We start from the raw sequence: 17,133 nt of genomic DNA, 5'->3' as shown, positions 1-17,133 counted from the left end.
TTATAAAATATCTAAAAGTTAGAAAGGGAGTTTAACATTGAGTATAGCAATTGCGGTGGATGGTCCTGCAGGCGCAGGAAAGAGTACTATAGCAAAAATACTATCAAAAAAATTTAATCTAAACTATATAGATACTGGATCTATGTATAGAGGGGTGACATTATTAGCTCAAAGAAATGGTATTTCTGCTGATGATGTAGAAGGTCTTTGTAGTTTAATAAAATCTTCGCAGTTTTATTTCTTTAAAGATAGGTTAATTATAAATGAAGAAGACGTTAGTGAAGAAATACGAAATCCAAATATAAGTAATAAAGTTTCTTTTTATGCTGCTGTTCCTGAAGTTAGAGAGCTACTAGTAGAGATTCAAAAGAATATATCAAAGAAATATGATGTGATTATGGATGGCAGAGATATTGGAACTGTAGTTCTACCACAGGCTAATGTAAAATTTTATGTTACAGCTTCTCCAGAAGTTAGAGCCCAAAGAAGGTATAAAGAGTTAATAGGTAAGAAGCTAGATGTGGAATACGATAATATATTACAAGAGATAATAAAAAGAGATTATATTGACTCCAATAGGAAGGCAAACCCATTAAAAAAAGCTGAAGATGCTATTGAGATAGATACATCTAGTTGTACTATTGAAGAAGTAGTTGAAAAGATGGCATATTACATAGAAAATTCAATTGATGTAGTAGGTGATTAATTTTGAATATAATTCTTTCTAAAAACTCAGGATTTTGTTATGGTGTTAAAAGAGCTGTAGATATGGCATTAGATATAAAAAAGGAATACAACAAGCCAATTTACACATTAGGACCGCTAATACATAATGGCGATGTAGTAAATTATTTAAAAGAAAAAGATATATATCCTATAGAATTAGATCATATAAAAGATTTAAAAGAAGGGGATGTAGTGATTATACGCTCCCATGGTATATCCATAGATATTCTTAATAAGTTACATGATAAAAAATTAATAGTAATTGATGCTACCTGTACTTATGTTTCCAATATACAAAAAAAAGTGGAGAAATATTATAAAAAAGGTTATAAGATATTAATAGTTGGTGATAGTTCCCATCCAGAGGTAATTGGAATAAACGGATGGTGCAATAATACGGCAATAATTTCAAAGGATGGAAGTGATTTAAAAGACCTCCCTAAAAAGATTTGCGTTGTATCACAAACTACGGAAAAAAACGAGCATTGGGAACAGGTTTTAAGTATAGTTATTAAACAATGCAAGGAGATATTAGCATTTAATACTATATGTAGTGCAACTAGCATTAGACAAATGGCAGCAGGTAATCTTTCAAAAACAGTAGATAATATGATAGTAATAGGAGGAAAAAATAGTTCTAATACTACCAAGTTATATGAGATTTGTAAAAATAATTGTGTAAATACCATACATGTTGAAAATGCAGGAGAAATACCTGATAAATTTATAAATAATAATTCTACAATAGGTGTTACAGCTGGCGCATCCACACCTGATTGGATAATAAAGGAGGCTATTAATAAAATGAATGGAGAAAATTCAATGCAAACCAATGAACAGCTAGAATTTATGGAAAAAAACAATGCTCAAATACATGTTGGCCAAATATTAGAAGGTGAAATAATCCACGTCAATCCAAAAGAAGCTTTTGTAAATATAGGTTATAAATCTGACGCACTGCTTCCATTAGATGAAGTTACAAAGGAAGAAAATGCTGATTTAACAAACATATTAAAAAGTGGAGAAAAAGTTACAGGAAAAATAATCAGATTAGGTTCCGAAAAATATTCTCCAATAATTTCTTTAATAGAATTAAACAGAGATAATGCTTATAAAGAAGTAAAAGAAGCCTTTAACAATAATGATATTATTAAAGGAAAAGTAAAGGAAGTAGTAAAAGGTGGATTGATATTACTATATAAGGATATTATAAGAACTTTCTTACCAGCTTCCCATGTAGAATTAAGCCATATTGAAGATTTAAATTCTTATGTAGGTAAAGAGTTAAGCGTTAAAATATTAGAGTTTGAAGAAAAGAGGAATAATACAAGAATAGTAGCTTCAAGAAGAGAAATATTAAAAGAAATACAAGATAAGAGAATAGAGGAAACATGGAATTCATTAGAAAAAGATACAGTAGTTGATGGAGAAGTAAAAAGATTAACTGATTTTGGAGCTTTTGTAGAAATTGGGGGTGTAGATGGACTTCTACATGTAACAGAAATGTCTTGGGGAAGAATATCATCTCCATCCCAAATGCTTAAAGTTGGAGATAAGCTTAAAGTATATATTTTAGATTTAGATAAAGAAAACAAGAAATTAGCTTTAAGTTTAAAAAAGTTAAAGGAAGATCCATGGAGTACTGCAGATGTAAAGTACCCAATAGGTTCAATAGTACTTGGTAAAATAGTTCGTTTTGCTTCCTTTGGAGCTTTTGTTGAACTAGAGCCAGGTATAGATGGCTTAGTTCATATATCACAGATAAGTCATAAAAGAGTTGAGAAAGCAGAAGATGTACTTAAAATAGGAGAAAATATAAAGGCAAAGATCTTAGATTTAGACAAAGAAAATAAAAAAATTGGTTTAAGTATTAAAGAGGTTAATAATATATAGAAGCAAAGGATAAATTTAGATAAATGCGTGTATTATGAAAATAATACATGCATTTATTTTTGATAAATTATGTTCATATAATAGCATACACTAATTTAAGATATGAAATATATAGAACATAACATATTACCCTCTTATTTTAGGTAATATTCCCATCCATTATTAATATAATATATAAGATAATAATTGGAGGGGAATTATGGGGGATAGAAAATTAGTTCAATATGTAGATGATTTAACTGGACATGAAATAAAAACCGTAAAAAGAATAATGGAAAATTATAATTTGGATATTAAAGATATAGAAAGAGTAAGAAATACTTATAAAATATATACAGACAAAGGCCCGGTTTGTTTAAAGAAAATTAGAAGAAGTAAAAGAAAAGCTATAAATAGTAATATTTTAATTCAAGAACTAGACAAACATGGATTTTCATATACCGCTAAATTTTATAGGACAAAAGACAACTACCTATTTGAAAAATATAAAAAATCTTTTTATTATGTAACTGAATGGATAGATGGAGAAGAGTGTGATTTAAACGATATAACTGAGGCATGCAATTGCGTAAAACTACTTGCTGAATTTCATATTACTTCTTTAAAAATTGAGACTAAAAAATTAAAAGTTAAAAATAATCTTAGAAATTGGCCTAAAATATTCAACAAAAATCTTAATAATTTAGAAAGTTATAAAGATATAATTGAAAGAAGAAAATTAAAAAACGAATTTGATATAGTATATAGGAATTACATTGATAGGTTTTATGCTAGAGGATTAGCCACCCTTCATTTCTTAAATGCCTCAGATTACTATATGTTATCCAAAAAATCTAGTGAAAACAAAACAATTTGTCATGATAGTTTCTACTATCAGAATATAATTAAAAAAGATGATGAATACTACCTTATTGATTTAGATAGTATAATAATAGATTTGCATATAAATGATTTAGGTAAGCTGATTAGAAGATTAATGTTTAAGAAATCCTACGCCTGGAATTTTGATAAAGCAAAACAATTAATTGAAGCCTATAATGAGGTTAATAAGCTTTCAAAAGGAGAAGTAGAGGCTATGTTAGCTACGATAGCTTTTCCCCATAAATATTGTAAATTAGGTAAAAAGCGTTATATAAAAAAGAAAGGATGGAGTGAAAGCAAATATATGAATAAACTTAATAAATTAATAAAGTCTGATGAGTTACAACAAATATTTTTGGAAGATTATATAAACTATGTAAATAGTTACGAGGAATGCTAATTGACTATGATATTGTTACCAATTATACTAATAAGTATAGATTAATGCAAGACGAGGAAGTTTTATGTGTGTATACGAAATGTTAACTAAAAGAAATATAATTTATTTTCAAATTCTTAACAGTTTAAGATTAAACTTTAATAAACATAACGAAGATTTTTTTTATTCCTATAACGCTAAAAATATTATAGGGAAGATGCAATTAAGAAAAAGTGTATATATGATAAAAAAAAATAATAAATATATTGGATATATATGGAATACCAAGGAGGGTAACTCTCTTTATTATATAAATAGCATGAATTTAATTCCAGAAGAATGCAACGAATTTAATATTATGATGTTATTAGAAGTTTTTAGACCAAAGGATAGAGCTCATTTAATGTGTAGCAATAATGGATATAATATAAAATTATTAGAAAAAGTAGGATTTAAAAAGAAAAATGGAACTCTAAAAATGGAACGTGATTTAATATTTAATAGAAAGTCATTTTTACCTAAAGAGGTTAAGTTTAAAGTGTTTCAACGGGGAAAAGATGAAGAAATAAGATGTTTTATACAAAATGAAGTCTTTAAAAATCAATCTAGAAAACCACTTACAATAAAGGATATAGTATATGATCAATATCAAGAGTATTATTTTCCAGATGGTGCAATCTTTATTATAGTAGATGGAGTTTATATAGGATATGGGCAAATTATAATTTATAATTCCACACCTCTGATTGTAAATGTTGGAATATTAAAGGAGTATAGAGGCAAGGGTTATGGTGAAATTTTAATAAATTATTTATTAAATATAATAATAGATTATAAATTTACAAAGGCAATAATAAAAGTTGACTGGAACAATGAAACAGCATTAAATCTATATAAAAAATGTGGATTTAAAGTTATAGAAGAAGACTATAAAATGGAAATAATTATTTAAAAAAGATAGACCATTAGGAAAATGTCTATCTTTTTTATTTAATCAAATATTTTTTTATATTCTTCCAAGGCTCTTCTTAATATTTCTACAGATTCCTTTAAATCTTCCCTATCAATACAATATGAAAGTCTAACTTCATCAAGTCCTAAGCCTTCAGTAGCATAGAAACCTGCCGCTGGGGTAATCATTACGGTTTTGTTATTAAGATTAAAATCCGTTAATAACCATTTTGTAAAATGATCTGCATTTTTAACAGGAAGCTTTACTATTATATAAAATGCTCCAGATGGCTTTTCACAACTAACACCAGGTATGCTGATAAGTCCTTCATACAATACATCTCTTCTTTTTTCATATTCTTTATTTACATCAATTAAATATTGTGGAGTAACATCGATTAAACTAGCCGCTCCTATTTGATCTATACTTGAAACACTTAGTCTAGTTTGGCTGAGCTTCATAAATTCATTGGATACAATTTTATTTCTACAAACTAACATTCCTATTCTAGCTCCACATGCACTATATCTCTTTGAAATGCTATCTACTAAGATTACTCTATCTGATACATTCTCCATATGCATAAAGGAAGTGAATTTTTCAGTGCCATACACAAACTCCCTATAAACCTCATCTACTATAATAAATAGATCTTTTTCCTTTGCTATATCGCATAACAATCTAACTTCTTCTTCAGTATAAACAACTCCAGTAGGATTTCCAGGATTGCATATTAACATAGCTTTTGTTCTAGGGGTAATGTTTTTAAGTATATCTTCTTTATTTTTAAGATGAAATCCATCTTCCCTATATGTTCTAAAGGATTTAATAGTTACACCAGCCATTTTAGCCATATTGTTGTAGTTTGTATAGTATGGCTCAGGTAATATTATTTCGTCTCCGTAGTCACAAATTGTCAACAATGCAAACAAGATACCTTCGCTTGCACCATGAGTAATGAGTATATCATCTTTGTCTAAGTTTATATTAATTGATTTATAATACTTTATGAAGCTGGAAATAAGTTCTTTAATTCCATGTGAGTTTTCATATTTTAAAGTTTTTTCTTTAAAATTATTTATTGCATGAAAAAATTCTTCAGGTGTCTTTATATCAGGCTGACCAATATTTAAATGATGTACTTTTATTCCTCTTTCCTTAGCTTCATCTGCGAATGGTATGAATTTACGTATTTCAGAAAACTTCATGTTATCTATTCTTTTTGATATATTCATAATATTCAACTCCCATAACTATAATACTTCGATTATATAACATTTTAATATTTATTAGAAAATATTGAAAGAGCCACTTAAGGATAAAAAATAATATGTTGTGGTCTATATAAATATTATAATAGCAAAATAGAATTAAATATATACAATTATGATGTATAATATAGTATAATGATGAATGTTAAACTATAATTAAATATGAGGTGAACAATATGGAAAAGGAAAAAGGTTTATTTTATATAGAGACTTGGGGATGCCAGATGAACGAAGAAGATTCAGAAAAGTTATCTGGTATGTTAAGAAATATAGGATATTCAAATACTGAAGATAAAGAAAAAGCGAATATAATAATCTTTAATACTTGTTGTGTTAGAGAAAATGCTGAATTAAAGGTGTACGGTAACCTTGGAGCACTAAAAAAATTAAAAAAGGAAAATCCTGATTTAATTATTGCTGTATGTGGTTGTATGATGCAACAAGAGGGTATGGCAGAAGGAATAATTAAGAAGTTTCCTTTTGTAGATATAATATTTGGAACGCATAACTCACACAAGTTTCCAGAGTATTTAAATAGAGCAAAACAAGAAGGTAAATCAATAATTGAAATATGGAATGAAGAGGAAGGCGTTGTAGAAGGTCTTCCAATCGATAGAAAAAGTGATGTAAAGGCTTTTGTTACAATTATGTATGGTTGTAATAATTTCTGTACTTATTGTATAGTTCCCTACGTAAGAGGAAGAGAAAGAAGTAGAAAGCCTGAAGATATAGAAGAAGAAATTCAAAGTCTAGTAAAAAAAGGTTATAAAGAAATTACTCTGTTAGGTCAAAATGTAAACTCCTATGGTAAAGATTTAGTTCCATTATTAAGCTTTAGCCAACTATTAAGGAGATTAAATGAAATAGAAGGTTTAGAAAGAATTAGGTTTATGACATCTCACCCAAAGGATTTGACTGATGATGTTATAGATGCTATTAGTGAATGCGATAAACTATGCGAGCACATACATCTACCTGTTCAATCTGGCTCAGCAAAAATTCTAAAAAAGATGAATAGATCTTATGATAGAGAGCAGTATTTAGAATTAGTTAAAAAAATAAAAGAAAGAATTCCAGGTGTAGCTTTATCTACAGATATAATAGTTGGCTTCCCAGGAGAAACTGAAGAGGATTTTGAAGAAACACTATCCTTAATTAAAGAAGTTGAGTACGATACTGCATTTACATTTATTTATTCTAAGAGGAAAGGTACACCTGCAGATGAAATGGAAGAACAGATAGCGGATGATGTAAAGCATAAGAGATTTAATAGATTAATTGACACTGTAAATAAAATATTTGAGAAAAAAAATAAAGAGTATGAAGGTAGAGTTGTTGAAATTTTAGTAGAAGGGGAAAGTAAAACTAGTGATGACAGATTAATGGGAAGAACTAGAACGGGTAAACTAGTTAACTTCTATGGAGATAAGAGTAATATAGGTAAATTTATTGAAGTGAAAATAGTAAAATCTAACTCTTTTTCATTAACTGGAGAAGAAATATAAAAAAGCTCTTTAAAGAGCTTTTTTTATAAATTTAAAGGAGGATGAGTAATTTGGCATTAACTCCAATGATGCAACAATATTTAGAAATTAAGGAAAAGTGCAAAGATAGTATTTTGTTTTTTAGACTTGGCGACTTCTACGAAATGTTCTTTGAAGATGCTAAAACTGCATCTAGAGAATTGGAGTTGGTATTAACAGGTAGGGACTGTGGATTAGAAGAGAGAGCACCGATGTGTGGAATTCCCTATCATTCAGCAGATTCATATATAAGTAGATTAATTAGCAAAGGATATAAGATAGCTATATGTGAGCAGTTAGAGGACCCGTCTCAAGCAAAGGGTATTGTTAAAAGGGATATAATCAAAATAGTAACTCCTGGAACATATACGGATCCTTCATTTTTAGATGAAAATAAAAACAACTATATAATGAGCTTTTATGTAGAAAATAATCATGTAGGCATATGTTTTTGTGATATTTCTACTGGAGAATTTTATGGTACAGATCATACTTTTAGTGAAAATATTATTATTGATGAAATATCAAAATATAATCCTAGCGAAGTATTGATTTTAGAAGATAGTAATGATGAAATCATTGAAAGTATTAGAAATAGATTTAATGTGGTATTCACAAAGGTTGATAAAGATTATTTTGAAGATGAGAATTTATTAGAGAATCAATTTGAGGATTTTATAAAGGATAACTATGATGTATCTCTTATTAAAGTTAGTAATTGTCTTTTGAAGTACATATTTCAAACTCAAAAAACTTCTCTATCAAATATAAATAGATTTCAATATTATAGCATAGTAGACTTTTTATCTATAGATATAAACTCCAAGAGAAATCTTGAGTTAACGGAAACCCTTAGAGATAAATCGAAAAAAGGATCCCTATTATGGGTATTGGATAAAACTAGTACCGCTATGGGAGGAAGACAAATTAGAAAATGGTTAGAGCAACCACTTATCAATAGAGAGAAAATTGAGGGAAGATTAAATAGCGTAGAAGAGTTACTAAATAATATCTCTCTTCATGAAGATATTAAAGTAGCTTTAAAAGATATATATGATATAGAGAGAATAGTAGGGAAGATATCCTCTAAAAATGTAAATGCAAAAGAGCTTATCTCTTTAAAAAATTCACTAGAAAAAATTCCTGGAATTAAAAAGCTTTTAATGAATTTTAATACTCCTTTGTTAAAAAGTATGTGGGAAAACTTAGATGAACTATATGATATATACGACTTGCTTGAAAGAGCTATAAATAATAGTCCATCTTTATCCTTAAAAGAAGGGAATATAATTAAGGATGCATATGATGAAGAGGTTGATAGCTTAAGGAAAGCGAAGGCTCATGGTAAAGAGTGGATAGCCCAATTAGAAAATAAGGAAAGAGAGATAACGGGAATCAAATCTCTAAAGGTTGGTTACAATAAAGTGTTTGGATATTATATCGAAGTGACAAAAACCAACTTAGCTTCTGTACCTGAGGATAGATATATAAGAAAACAGACTTTAGCAAACTGTGAAAGATACATAACGCCAGAACTTAAGGAAATGGAAGATAAAATATTACATGCAGAAGATAAGCTTATTTCCTTAGAGTATAATTTATTTGTAATCATAAGAGATAACATAGAAAAAGAAGTTGAAAGAATGAAGAAGTCCGCACATATTATTGCTACAATAGATTGTCTGAGTTCTCTTGCTACAGTGGCATTAGAGAATAATTACTATAAGCCTATAATAAATGACGGTGATGAAATTAAAATAGTTGAAGGTAGACACCCAGTTATAGAAAAAATGATACCAATAGGAGCCTTTGTATCCAATGATACAGTTATAAATACAAAAGATGACTCTTTAATACTTATAACTGGTCCTAATATGGCTGGAAAGTCAACTTATATGAGACAAGTGGCTTTAATAACCATAATGGCACAAGTAGGTAGCTTTGTACCGGCAAAAGAAGCAAAGATTTCTTTATGCGATAAAATCTTTACAAGAATAGGTGCTTCAGATGATTTAGCCTCTGGCAAGAGTACTTTTATGGTTGAGATGTGGGAGGTTTCTAATATATTGAACAATGCCACTAACAAAAGCTTAATACTACTTGATGAAGTAGGAAGGGGTACTAGTACTTTTGATGGGCTTAGCATAGCCTGGGCTGTAATTGAGTATATCTGCAAGAATGCAAATTTAAAGTGTAAAACCCTATTTGCAACCCATTATCATGAATTAACTCAACTGGAAGGCAAGGTAACAGGAGTAAAGAATTATTCTGTTTCAGTAAAGGAAGTAGGGAAAGAAATAGTTTTCTTAAGAAAAATCATAAGAGGGGGAGCGGATCAATCTTATGGTATAGAAGTTGCCAAACTTGCAGGATTGCCAGAAGATGTAATCAATAGAGCTAAGGACATATTAAGTTCTATAGAAAAAGATAAAAGTATGGACCTGAAAATAGAAAATATAGATAAAGTAAATGTAAGTAAAGAAAATGTAAGTAAAGAAAATGTAAGTAAAGAAAATGTAAATAGTAAAGATTTAAATAGCAAAGATATATATATTAATGATGCACATAGTAAAGATATAAGAAATGAAGATGGAAGTAAAGAAGTGGCATTGGATAGCATACAACTAGATTTTACTCATATTCAAAAGGATAATTTAATTAAAGAAATAGTATCAATGGATATTATGAATATAACTCCTATGGAAGGTTTTAATAAATTATATGAATTAATAAAAAAAGCTAAATCCATTTAAAAGGTGGGGATTGTTTTGAAGAGGATAAATATTTTAGATCAGGATACATTTAATAAAATAGCTGCTGGTGAAGTAGTGGAAAGACCTTTTTCTGTAGTAAAAGAACTTGTTGAGAATAGTATTGACGCAGATTCTAAGAATATAACTATAGAAATTGAAGAGGGTGGTTTGAAGTTTATAAGAATTACCGATGATGGTCATGGTATATATCCTGAAGACATAGAGAAGGCATTTATCCCCCATGCTACAAGTAAAATTTTCAATATTGAAGATATTTTCACCTTACGCACCATGGGATTTAGGGGGGAAGCTTTAGCGAGTATTTCATCCGTATCTAAAACTTTGTTAAAGAGTAGAGTTGAAGATTTTAGTTATGGTAAAGAAATATGCTTAGAAGGTGGAAGAATTGTATCCAATAAAGAAACAGGGATGAATGTAGGAACTACTATTGAAGTAGAAGATTTGTTTTATAATGTGCCAGCTAGACTTAAGTTTATGAAATCAGTATCTAGGGAAGGAGCATTAATATCCGATATAGTGCAAAGATTAGCTCTTGCAAACCCTCATATAGGATTTAAACTTTATAATAACAATAAAATGGTGGTAAATACATATGGTGACGGTAATATGCTTAATGTTATAAGGGCTATATACGGCAAAAATGTAGTTGATAATGTAAATTACTTTGAATATCATGGAGATATTTCATCTGTATATGGATATATAGGTAATGAAAGTATAAGTAGGGGGAGTAGAAACAATCAAAGCATATTTGTAAATAAAAGATATATAAAAAGCAAATCCATTACAACTGCTGTAGAAAATGCATTTAAATCATTTTTAACGGTGAATAAGTTTCCTTTTTTCGTTTTATTTTTAGATATATATGCAGAATATGTGGATGTTAATGTTCATCCAACCAAAACTGAAGTAAAATTTAAAGATGATAGAAGCATATTTTCTACAATATTTAAAACCGTTCATCAATCTCTAAAAGAGAGTTTAAAAGACACGTTTAATATTGAAGCAGATAGTATAGATAAGATAGAAGAAGTCAGTTATGGAGAGAGAGATAATAGCAATAACAATAATCATGAAGTTGTAAAGGAAAATGGAAATATATTCACAAAGTATGAAGGATATAAATATGAGGCTCCTGTAGTAGAAAAAATTCAACTACCTATAGATCTAGACAAAAGAGAAATAGTTATGGATGAGATTATTCCAACTTTAAGCAATAAAATAGAAGAGAATAAAAATTTTAACGAAATAAACAGAATGGATGAAATAAAAGAAATACAAGAATCTACTGTTACGGTTGTAAGGGAAGCTAAATTCCCTAGACTTAAAATTATTGGGCAGTTTAATGCTTCATATATATTGGCTCAGTGCTTAGAGGATCTGTTTATTGTAGACCAACATGCTGCCCATGAAAAAATTATTTTTGAAAAGTATAAATTTAATATTTCTAATGCTACTGTAAAATCACAACTATTGCTATCTCCTGTGGTATTAGAATTAACTCCCGAAGACTTTACTTGTTATGAGGAAAATAAGGATTTGTTTGCTAGAGTTGGATTTAATATTGAAGTTTTTGGAGATAATACTATAAATATTAAAGAGGTGCCTTTTATCTTGGGAAAACCTGAAATAAACAGCTTATTTATGGATATAATTGATAATATAAAGAATTTAGGAAGTGGGGAAACTGTAGAAGTAAAATATAACTCAATAGCCACACTTGCTTGTAAAGCCGCAGTAAAGGCAAATGACAAATTATCTTTGGAGGAAATGGAGTGGTTATTAGAAGATTTAAGATACATAGAAGAACCTTTTACATGCCCTCATGGTAGGCCAACTATTATTAAAATTACATTAAATGAGTTAGAAAAGAGATTTAAAAGAATACAATAGCGGGGGAGGTATACTATGAGAGATTTATTAGTGCTAACGGGCCCTACTGCAGTTGGAAAAACCAATATATCTATACAATTGGCAAAACATCTTAATGGTGAAATAATATCTGCTGATTCAATGCAAATATACAAGTATATGAATATTGGCTCTGCCAAGATAACTGAAGATGAAATGGATGGAATTAAACATTATTTGATAGATGTGGTTGAACCAAATGAAAGTTTCAATGCTTCCCAATTTAAAGATTATGCAGAAAGAGCCATTGATGATATATACAATAAAAATAAGTTGCCTATGTTAGTTGGTGGAACTGGGCTATATATAAATTCCATTATACATGATTACAAGTTTACAGAGGCGATAAGCGATGAAAATTATAGGGAGTATCTACAAGGGTTAGCAGAGGAAAAAGGCAAAGAATACGTCCATAGTTTATTAAAGGATATAGATCCGTATTCTTATAATAACATTCATTACAATAACCTTAAAAGAGTTATTAGAGCTCTAGAAGTATATAAGATAACGGGAAAGAGTATAAGTGAATATTCAAAAGAAGAAATTGAAGAGAAGAGTTCTTATAACCTGCGATATTTTATTTTAACTATGGACAGAGAAAAGCTTTATAGTAGAATTGATGAAAGAGTAGATATTATGCTTAATCAAGGGCTTATTGATGAAGTTAAAAAGTTAAAAGATATGGGTTGTACAGAGTATATGCAATCTATGCAGGGCATTGGATATAAGGAAATACTTTATTATCTTAACGGTAAGATATCTTTAGATGAAGCTGTTTACTTAATAAAAAAAGGCAGTAGAAATTATGCTAAAAGACAATTGACATGGTTTAGAAGGGCAGAAAATTCAATTTGGATTAATAAAGATGATTTTAATTCTGATGAGGAGATAATAGAATATATTATAAATAACTATTCAAGATGATAAAACTTAGAGGATTTTAGCATACTTTATAGAATATTTATAATAATCATTTAATGGAGGGTGATACATATGAGTAAAGCAGTTAATAACCTACAGGATATATTTTTAAATGGAGCCAGAAAAAATAGAATCGAAGTTATCATATATTTAACTAATGGATACCAAATAAAGGGATTTGTAAGAGGGTTTGATTCTTTTACAATCATATTAGATTGTAATGGCAAACAGATGTTGGTTTACAAACATGCAGTATCTACGATTACTCCTAATAGACCGATATTATTTAATAATTTTCAAGAAGAGTAGGCAAATAAATTTTGCCTATTCTTTTTTTATATGATAATATGTTTAAGTAATTAATGTTAACTGGAGGGTTCTAATAAAATGTTTGATTTAACAAAAGAACAACTTAAAAATCTATATAAAATTGGAGAGAATGTTATTGATCTATACGATAAAGCTCTCGAAGATATAGAAGTTGAGTTTAAAAGCTATCATCAAATTAGAGAATACAATCAATTAAAAGTTCTTAATGCTTTACAAAAAGAGAGAATAAGCGATTCTCACTTCACCAATTCTACTGGATATGGATATGCTGATATAGGTAGAGATTCATTAGATAAAGTATATGCTAGGGTGTTTAATTGTGAAAGTGCTTTAGTAAGGCCTCACTTTGTAAGCGGTACTCATGCTATAGGTACTGCACTATTTGGAAATCTAAGGCCAGGAGATACTATGTTTGCGGTAACGGGATCGCCTTATGATACTCTTCATAGTATAATTGGTTTAACAGGGGAGGACAACACGGGTTCGTTAAAGGACTACGGAATAAACTACAGACAAATAGATCTTAAAGGCGGAAAAGTAGATTTTGATTCCATGGAAGAAATATTAAGAGAAGATAAAAGTATAAGATTAGTACATATACAGAGATCTACAGGCTATGGCTGGAGAAATTCAATGTTGATAAGTGAAATAAAGGACGTAATTGAAAGGGTAAAAAGCATAAGAAAAGACGTAATATGTTTTGTGGATAATTGCTACGGAGAATTTACAGATACTTTAGAACCTACTGATGTTGGAGCAGACCTTATGGCAGGATCTTTAATCAAAAATATAGGTGGTGGAATTGCTCCTACTGGAGGATATATAGTAGGGAAGAGTGAGTATGTTGAAATGGCATCTTATAGACTTACTACACCAGGCTTAGGAGGGGAATGTGGCTCTACTTTTGGTGTTATGAGGCTGTTATTCCAAGGATTATTCCTCGCACCACATATATCAATGGAAGCGGTAAAAGGTGCAATATTGTGTTCTAGAATAATGGAACTAGCTGGCTTTGAAGTGTTACCTAAATATAACGAAAAGAGAAGTGATATAATTCAAGCTGTTAAGTTCAATGATAAGGAAAAGTTAATAAAATTCTGTAAAGGCATACAGGCGGGTTCACCTATAGATTCTTTCGTACAATGTGAGCCGTGGGAAATGCCTGGTTATGAAGATCAAGTAATTATGGCTGCTGGTGCATTTGTTCAAGGTTCATCAATAGAGTTATCTGCAGATGCTCCAATAAGAGACCCTTATATAGCATATCTTCAAGGAGGATTAACTTTTGATCATGCTAAAATAGGTATTCTCATCGCGTTAAACAAAATAATCAATGAATAAAAAAGGTGACCCGCAAGGTCACCTTCACTAATACTTTAATACTTTCTAAACAACCCTACAATTTTTCCAATGACTTTACAGTCTTTCACTAATATAGGTTGCATATTTTTATTTTCTGGTTGTAATCGTATGTAGCCATCTTCTTTATAAAATCTCTTTACTGTAGCTTCGTTTTCGATTAAAGCTACGATTATTTCTCCGTTATCAGCAGAATCTGATTTTTCAACAATAACCCAGTCTTCATCCATAATTCCAACGTCGATCATGCTTTCGCCTTGGATTTTTAGCATGAATAGGTCCTTGTTACTATTTATAAAATTCACAGGTAATGCAAAGGTATCTTCGATGTTTTCCACAGCAAGTATTGGCTGCCCTGCAGTAACGGTACCTATGATTGGTATATTAAGCATTTCTTTTTTATTGATATTATCATGTACTAATTCTATGGCTCTTGGCTTAGTAGGGTCTCTTCTCAACAGTCCCTTTTTCTCCAATCTTTTTAGATGACCATGAACAGTAGAGGTTGATTTTAAACCTACAGCTTCACAGATTTCACGAACAGAAGGGGGATATCCTTTTTCTCTTACCTGATCTTTTATAAAATCATATATTTCCCTTTGCTTATCCCGTTTTATCATAAAAACACCTCACAATCTATCATAAGTGAATTATATCATATATATTATTAAATATCAAACTTATGTTCTCGTATGTTAGTTGAAATTGGAATGAGCTTCTGATATAATTGCATAATGTAAATATTATAAAAGAGGAGATTACTAAAGATGTCAAATAAATGCTGTATATTTAATCATGCTAATCAATGCAATGAGTGTGGGGAGTGTTATACTTGTGATTTAGATAATAATAAAACATGCGATAACTGCGGCAAATGCTTAGAAGAGTCAAAAGATATGAGAAGTGTTAAAATTGATGAAATTATTGAAGATGAATTTGAAGATGAGGATGAATTAAATAATTTAGATTACAGTTATGGATCTAAAAGTGTATGCGATGAAAGTATAGAAGGGCCAGAAGAAGTAGAATTTATTGATGATATAGATGGATTGAATGAAATTCTAGAAGATGAAATAAAAAGGGAAGAATATACTTATGAAGAGTTTCCTGGATTGATAAAAATAATAAGAAAATAATAAGAAGAAAAAATAAGAGGGGAAATCCTCTTATTTTTATTCATCTGAATATTCTTCGCTTAGTGGATTAGATTTAACTGCTTCTCTTAGTCTTTCGTTATCTACATGAGTGTATATTTGAGTAGTAGAAACATTTTCATGGCCTAATATCTGTTGTAAACTTCTAATATCCACATTCCCATATTTGTACATTAAAGTAGCAGCTGTATGCCTAAGTTTGTGAGGGGTGTAATTCTCATCATCCAATCCAGCTTTCTCAACGTATTTTTTTACCAACATTTCAACAGAGCGCTTATTGATTCTTGTATAGTTTTTGCTTATAAAGAGGGCGTCTTTATCTTTGATTTTATCATTATCCTTATTTCTAACCTGTAAGTAATCGTCAATAGCTTTTATACATGCCTTATTTAGATAAATAGTTCTTTCTTTATCTCCTTTACCAACTACGGTTAAGGTGTCACCTTTAATTTTAGGGATATCGATTCCGCATAACTCTGATAGTCTCAATCCGCAATTTAAAAATAGGGTGATAATACAATAATCTCTTTCCTTATACCTGCCTGTAATCGCATTTAATAATTTCTTACTTTCGTCTAAGGTGAGATAAATAGGGTTTCTTTTATTGATTTTAGGTGATTCTAAGTCTAGTGCTGGATTTTCTTCTAGTATCCTTGCTTTTCCATTAAGATACTTAAAGAAGGATCTCAATGTGGCTACTTTTCTAGCTCTAGCGTAGCTTCCGTTATCTCTATAATTTTCTGCAAAAGCTAAAAATGCATACAAATCCGAAAGGTTCACCTCTCTTATGAAATCATCATCAATATCGTTAATTTTAATTAAGTCAAATTCAATGTCTTCGGATACCATGCCTCTATATAGTTTTAAAAATCTAAAGAACATGGTTAAGTCGATTTTATAACCATTTATAGTATTGATAGATTTTCCTTTGATAGTACCTAAATAGTTTAAAAAATCATTAACTTGTCTTGGTAGGTATGGGTCATAAATGCTTTTTAACTTATATTTCATATAAACCTCCTTAAAATACGTAAAAAATACATACAACTTCGCTAAATGTATATTTAGCGAATATAATA

14 protein-coding genes are annotated in these 17,133 nt (G+C 29.5%); 11 read left to right on the top strand and 3 right to left on the bottom strand.

Annotated features, from left to right (window positions below):
* The first annotated feature begins 37 nt into the window (after nt 1-37).
* The 4 genes from cmk to KQI86_RS00700 all read left to right on the top strand — a co-directional run bounded on the left by cmk (nt 38) and on the right by KQI86_RS00700 (nt 4,811).
* On the top strand, nt 38-706 hold the full coding sequence (gene cmk, locus KQI86_RS00715) for a (d)CMP kinase (RefSeq protein ID WP_216437241.1): 669 nt from the start codon (nt 38-40) through the stop codon (nt 704-706).
* A 2-nt stretch (nt 707-708) separates the two neighbouring features.
* A complete protein-coding gene (locus KQI86_RS00710) occupies nt 709-2,619 on the top strand; it encodes a bifunctional 4-hydroxy-3-methylbut-2-enyl diphosphate reductase/30S ribosomal protein S1 (RefSeq protein WP_216437240.1) in 1,911 nt (636 codons plus the stop codon).
* Nucleotides 2,620-2,818: 199 nt separating this feature from the next.
* Nucleotides 2,819-3,880: a CotS family spore coat protein gene (locus tag KQI86_RS00705; RefSeq protein ID WP_216437239.1), complete on the top strand. Its 1,062-nt coding sequence runs from the start codon at nt 2,819-2,821 to the stop codon at nt 3,878-3,880.
* 220 nt (nt 3,881-4,100) lie between these two features.
* Nucleotides 4,101-4,811, top strand: a complete 711-nt coding sequence (locus KQI86_RS00700; protein WP_216437238.1) for a GNAT family N-acetyltransferase — start codon at nt 4,101-4,103, stop codon at nt 4,809-4,811.
* 38 nt (nt 4,812-4,849) lie between these two features.
* Here the strand turns inward: KQI86_RS00700 and KQI86_RS00695 are convergent, their stop codons facing one another.
* The gene (locus KQI86_RS00695; RefSeq protein ID WP_216437237.1) at nt 4,850-6,046 is read right to left on the bottom strand and encodes a pyridoxal phosphate-dependent aminotransferase; all 1,197 of its coding nucleotides are present in this window, start codon (nt 6,044-6,046) and stop codon (nt 4,850-4,852) included.
* Between the two features lie 212 nt (nt 6,047-6,258).
* Here KQI86_RS00695 and miaB point away from each other — a divergent pair, with 212 nt between their 5' ends.
* The 6 genes from miaB (at nt 6,259) to KQI86_RS00665 (ending at nt 14,882) form a co-directional block, all read left to right on the top strand.
* Nucleotides 6,259-7,587, top strand: a complete 1,329-nt coding sequence (gene miaB / locus KQI86_RS00690; RefSeq protein ID WP_216437236.1) for a tRNA (N6-isopentenyl adenosine(37)-C2)-methylthiotransferase MiaB — start codon at nt 6,259-6,261, stop codon at nt 7,585-7,587.
* Between the two features lie 50 nt (nt 7,588-7,637).
* Nucleotides 7,638-10,358 carry a DNA mismatch repair protein MutS gene (gene mutS / locus KQI86_RS00685; protein ID WP_216437235.1) on the top strand — a complete coding sequence of 907 codons (2,721 nt, stop codon included), beginning with the start codon at nt 7,638-7,640 and terminating at the stop codon, nt 10,356-10,358.
* A 15-nt stretch (nt 10,359-10,373) separates the two neighbouring features.
* On the top strand, nt 10,374-12,272 hold the full coding sequence (gene mutL, locus KQI86_RS00680; RefSeq protein ID WP_216437234.1) for a DNA mismatch repair endonuclease MutL: 1,899 nt from the start codon (nt 10,374-10,376) through the stop codon (nt 12,270-12,272).
* 15 nt (nt 12,273-12,287) lie between these two features.
* The gene (gene miaA / locus KQI86_RS00675; protein WP_216437233.1) at nt 12,288-13,214 is read left to right on the top strand and encodes a tRNA (adenosine(37)-N6)-dimethylallyltransferase MiaA; all 927 of its coding nucleotides are present in this window, start codon (nt 12,288-12,290) and stop codon (nt 13,212-13,214) included.
* 69 nt (nt 13,215-13,283) lie between these two features.
* A complete protein-coding gene (gene hfq / locus KQI86_RS00670) occupies nt 13,284-13,520 on the top strand; it encodes an RNA chaperone Hfq (protein WP_216437232.1) in 237 nt (78 codons plus the stop codon).
* Nucleotides 13,521-13,598: 78 nt separating this feature from the next.
* On the top strand, nt 13,599-14,882 hold the full coding sequence (locus KQI86_RS00665) for a methionine gamma-lyase family protein (RefSeq protein WP_216437231.1): 1,284 nt from the start codon (nt 13,599-13,601) through the stop codon (nt 14,880-14,882).
* Nucleotides 14,883-14,917: 35 nt separating this feature from the next.
* Here KQI86_RS00665 and lexA read toward each other — a convergent pair whose 3' ends face one another.
* Nucleotides 14,918-15,520 (bottom strand): transcriptional repressor LexA, encoded by a 603-nt coding sequence (lexA, locus tag KQI86_RS00660; RefSeq protein WP_216437230.1) that lies wholly within the window; start codon nt 15,518-15,520, stop codon nt 14,918-14,920.
* Nucleotides 15,521-15,667: 147 nt separating this feature from the next.
* On the opposite strand from lexA, the gene KQI86_RS00655 reads away from it, so the two are divergent.
* A complete protein-coding gene (locus KQI86_RS00655; RefSeq protein WP_216437229.1) occupies nt 15,668-16,036 on the top strand; it encodes a hypothetical protein in 369 nt (122 codons plus the stop codon).
* Between the two features lie 36 nt (nt 16,037-16,072).
* Here the strand turns inward: KQI86_RS00655 and KQI86_RS00650 are convergent, their stop codons facing one another.
* Nucleotides 16,073-17,065: a tyrosine recombinase XerC gene (locus KQI86_RS00650; RefSeq protein WP_216437228.1), complete on the bottom strand. Its 993-nt coding sequence runs from the start codon at nt 17,063-17,065 to the stop codon at nt 16,073-16,075.
* Between the last annotated feature and the right edge of the window lie 68 nt (nt 17,066-17,133).

It is taken from the genome of Clostridium mobile, from assembly GCF_018918285.1.
GTDB lineage: Bacteria > Bacillota > Clostridia > Clostridiales > Clostridiaceae > Clostridium_AW > Clostridium_AW mobile.
The sequence above is the reverse complement of the archived record's forward strand: the minus strand, read 5'-3'. Positions and strand labels throughout refer to the sequence as shown.

What these genes read in the sequence shown, in the direction of transcription:
- KQI86_RS00700 (WP_216437238.1), top strand. Translation starts at nt 4,101, where the DNA reads ATGATAAAAAAAAATAATAAATATATTGGATATATATGGAATACCAAG.
- KQI86_RS00655 (WP_216437229.1), top strand. Translation starts at nt 15,668, where the DNA reads ATGTCAAATAAATGCTGTATATTTAATCATGCTAATCAATGCAATGAG.
- lexA (WP_216437230.1), bottom strand. Translation starts at nt 15,520, where the DNA reads ATGATAAAACGGGATAAGCAAAGGGAAATATATGATTTTATAAAAGAT.
- KQI86_RS00695 (WP_216437237.1), bottom strand. Translation starts at nt 6,046, where the DNA reads ATGAATATATCAAAAAGAATAGATAACATGAAGTTTTCTGAAATACGT.
- KQI86_RS00665 (WP_216437231.1), top strand. Translation starts at nt 13,599, where the DNA reads ATGTTTGATTTAACAAAAGAACAACTTAAAAATCTATATAAAATTGGA.
- miaA (WP_216437233.1), top strand. Translation starts at nt 12,288, where the DNA reads ATGAGAGATTTATTAGTGCTAACGGGCCCTACTGCAGTTGGAAAAACC.
- KQI86_RS00650 (WP_216437228.1), bottom strand. Translation starts at nt 17,065, where the DNA reads ATGAAATATAAGTTAAAAAGCATTTATGACCCATACCTACCAAGACAA.
- KQI86_RS00705 (WP_216437239.1), top strand. Translation starts at nt 2,819, where the DNA reads ATGGGGGATAGAAAATTAGTTCAATATGTAGATGATTTAACTGGACAT.
- hfq (WP_216437232.1), top strand. Translation starts at nt 13,284, where the DNA reads ATGAGTAAAGCAGTTAATAACCTACAGGATATATTTTTAAATGGAGCC.
- miaB (WP_216437236.1), top strand. Translation starts at nt 6,259, where the DNA reads ATGGAAAAGGAAAAAGGTTTATTTTATATAGAGACTTGGGGATGCCAG.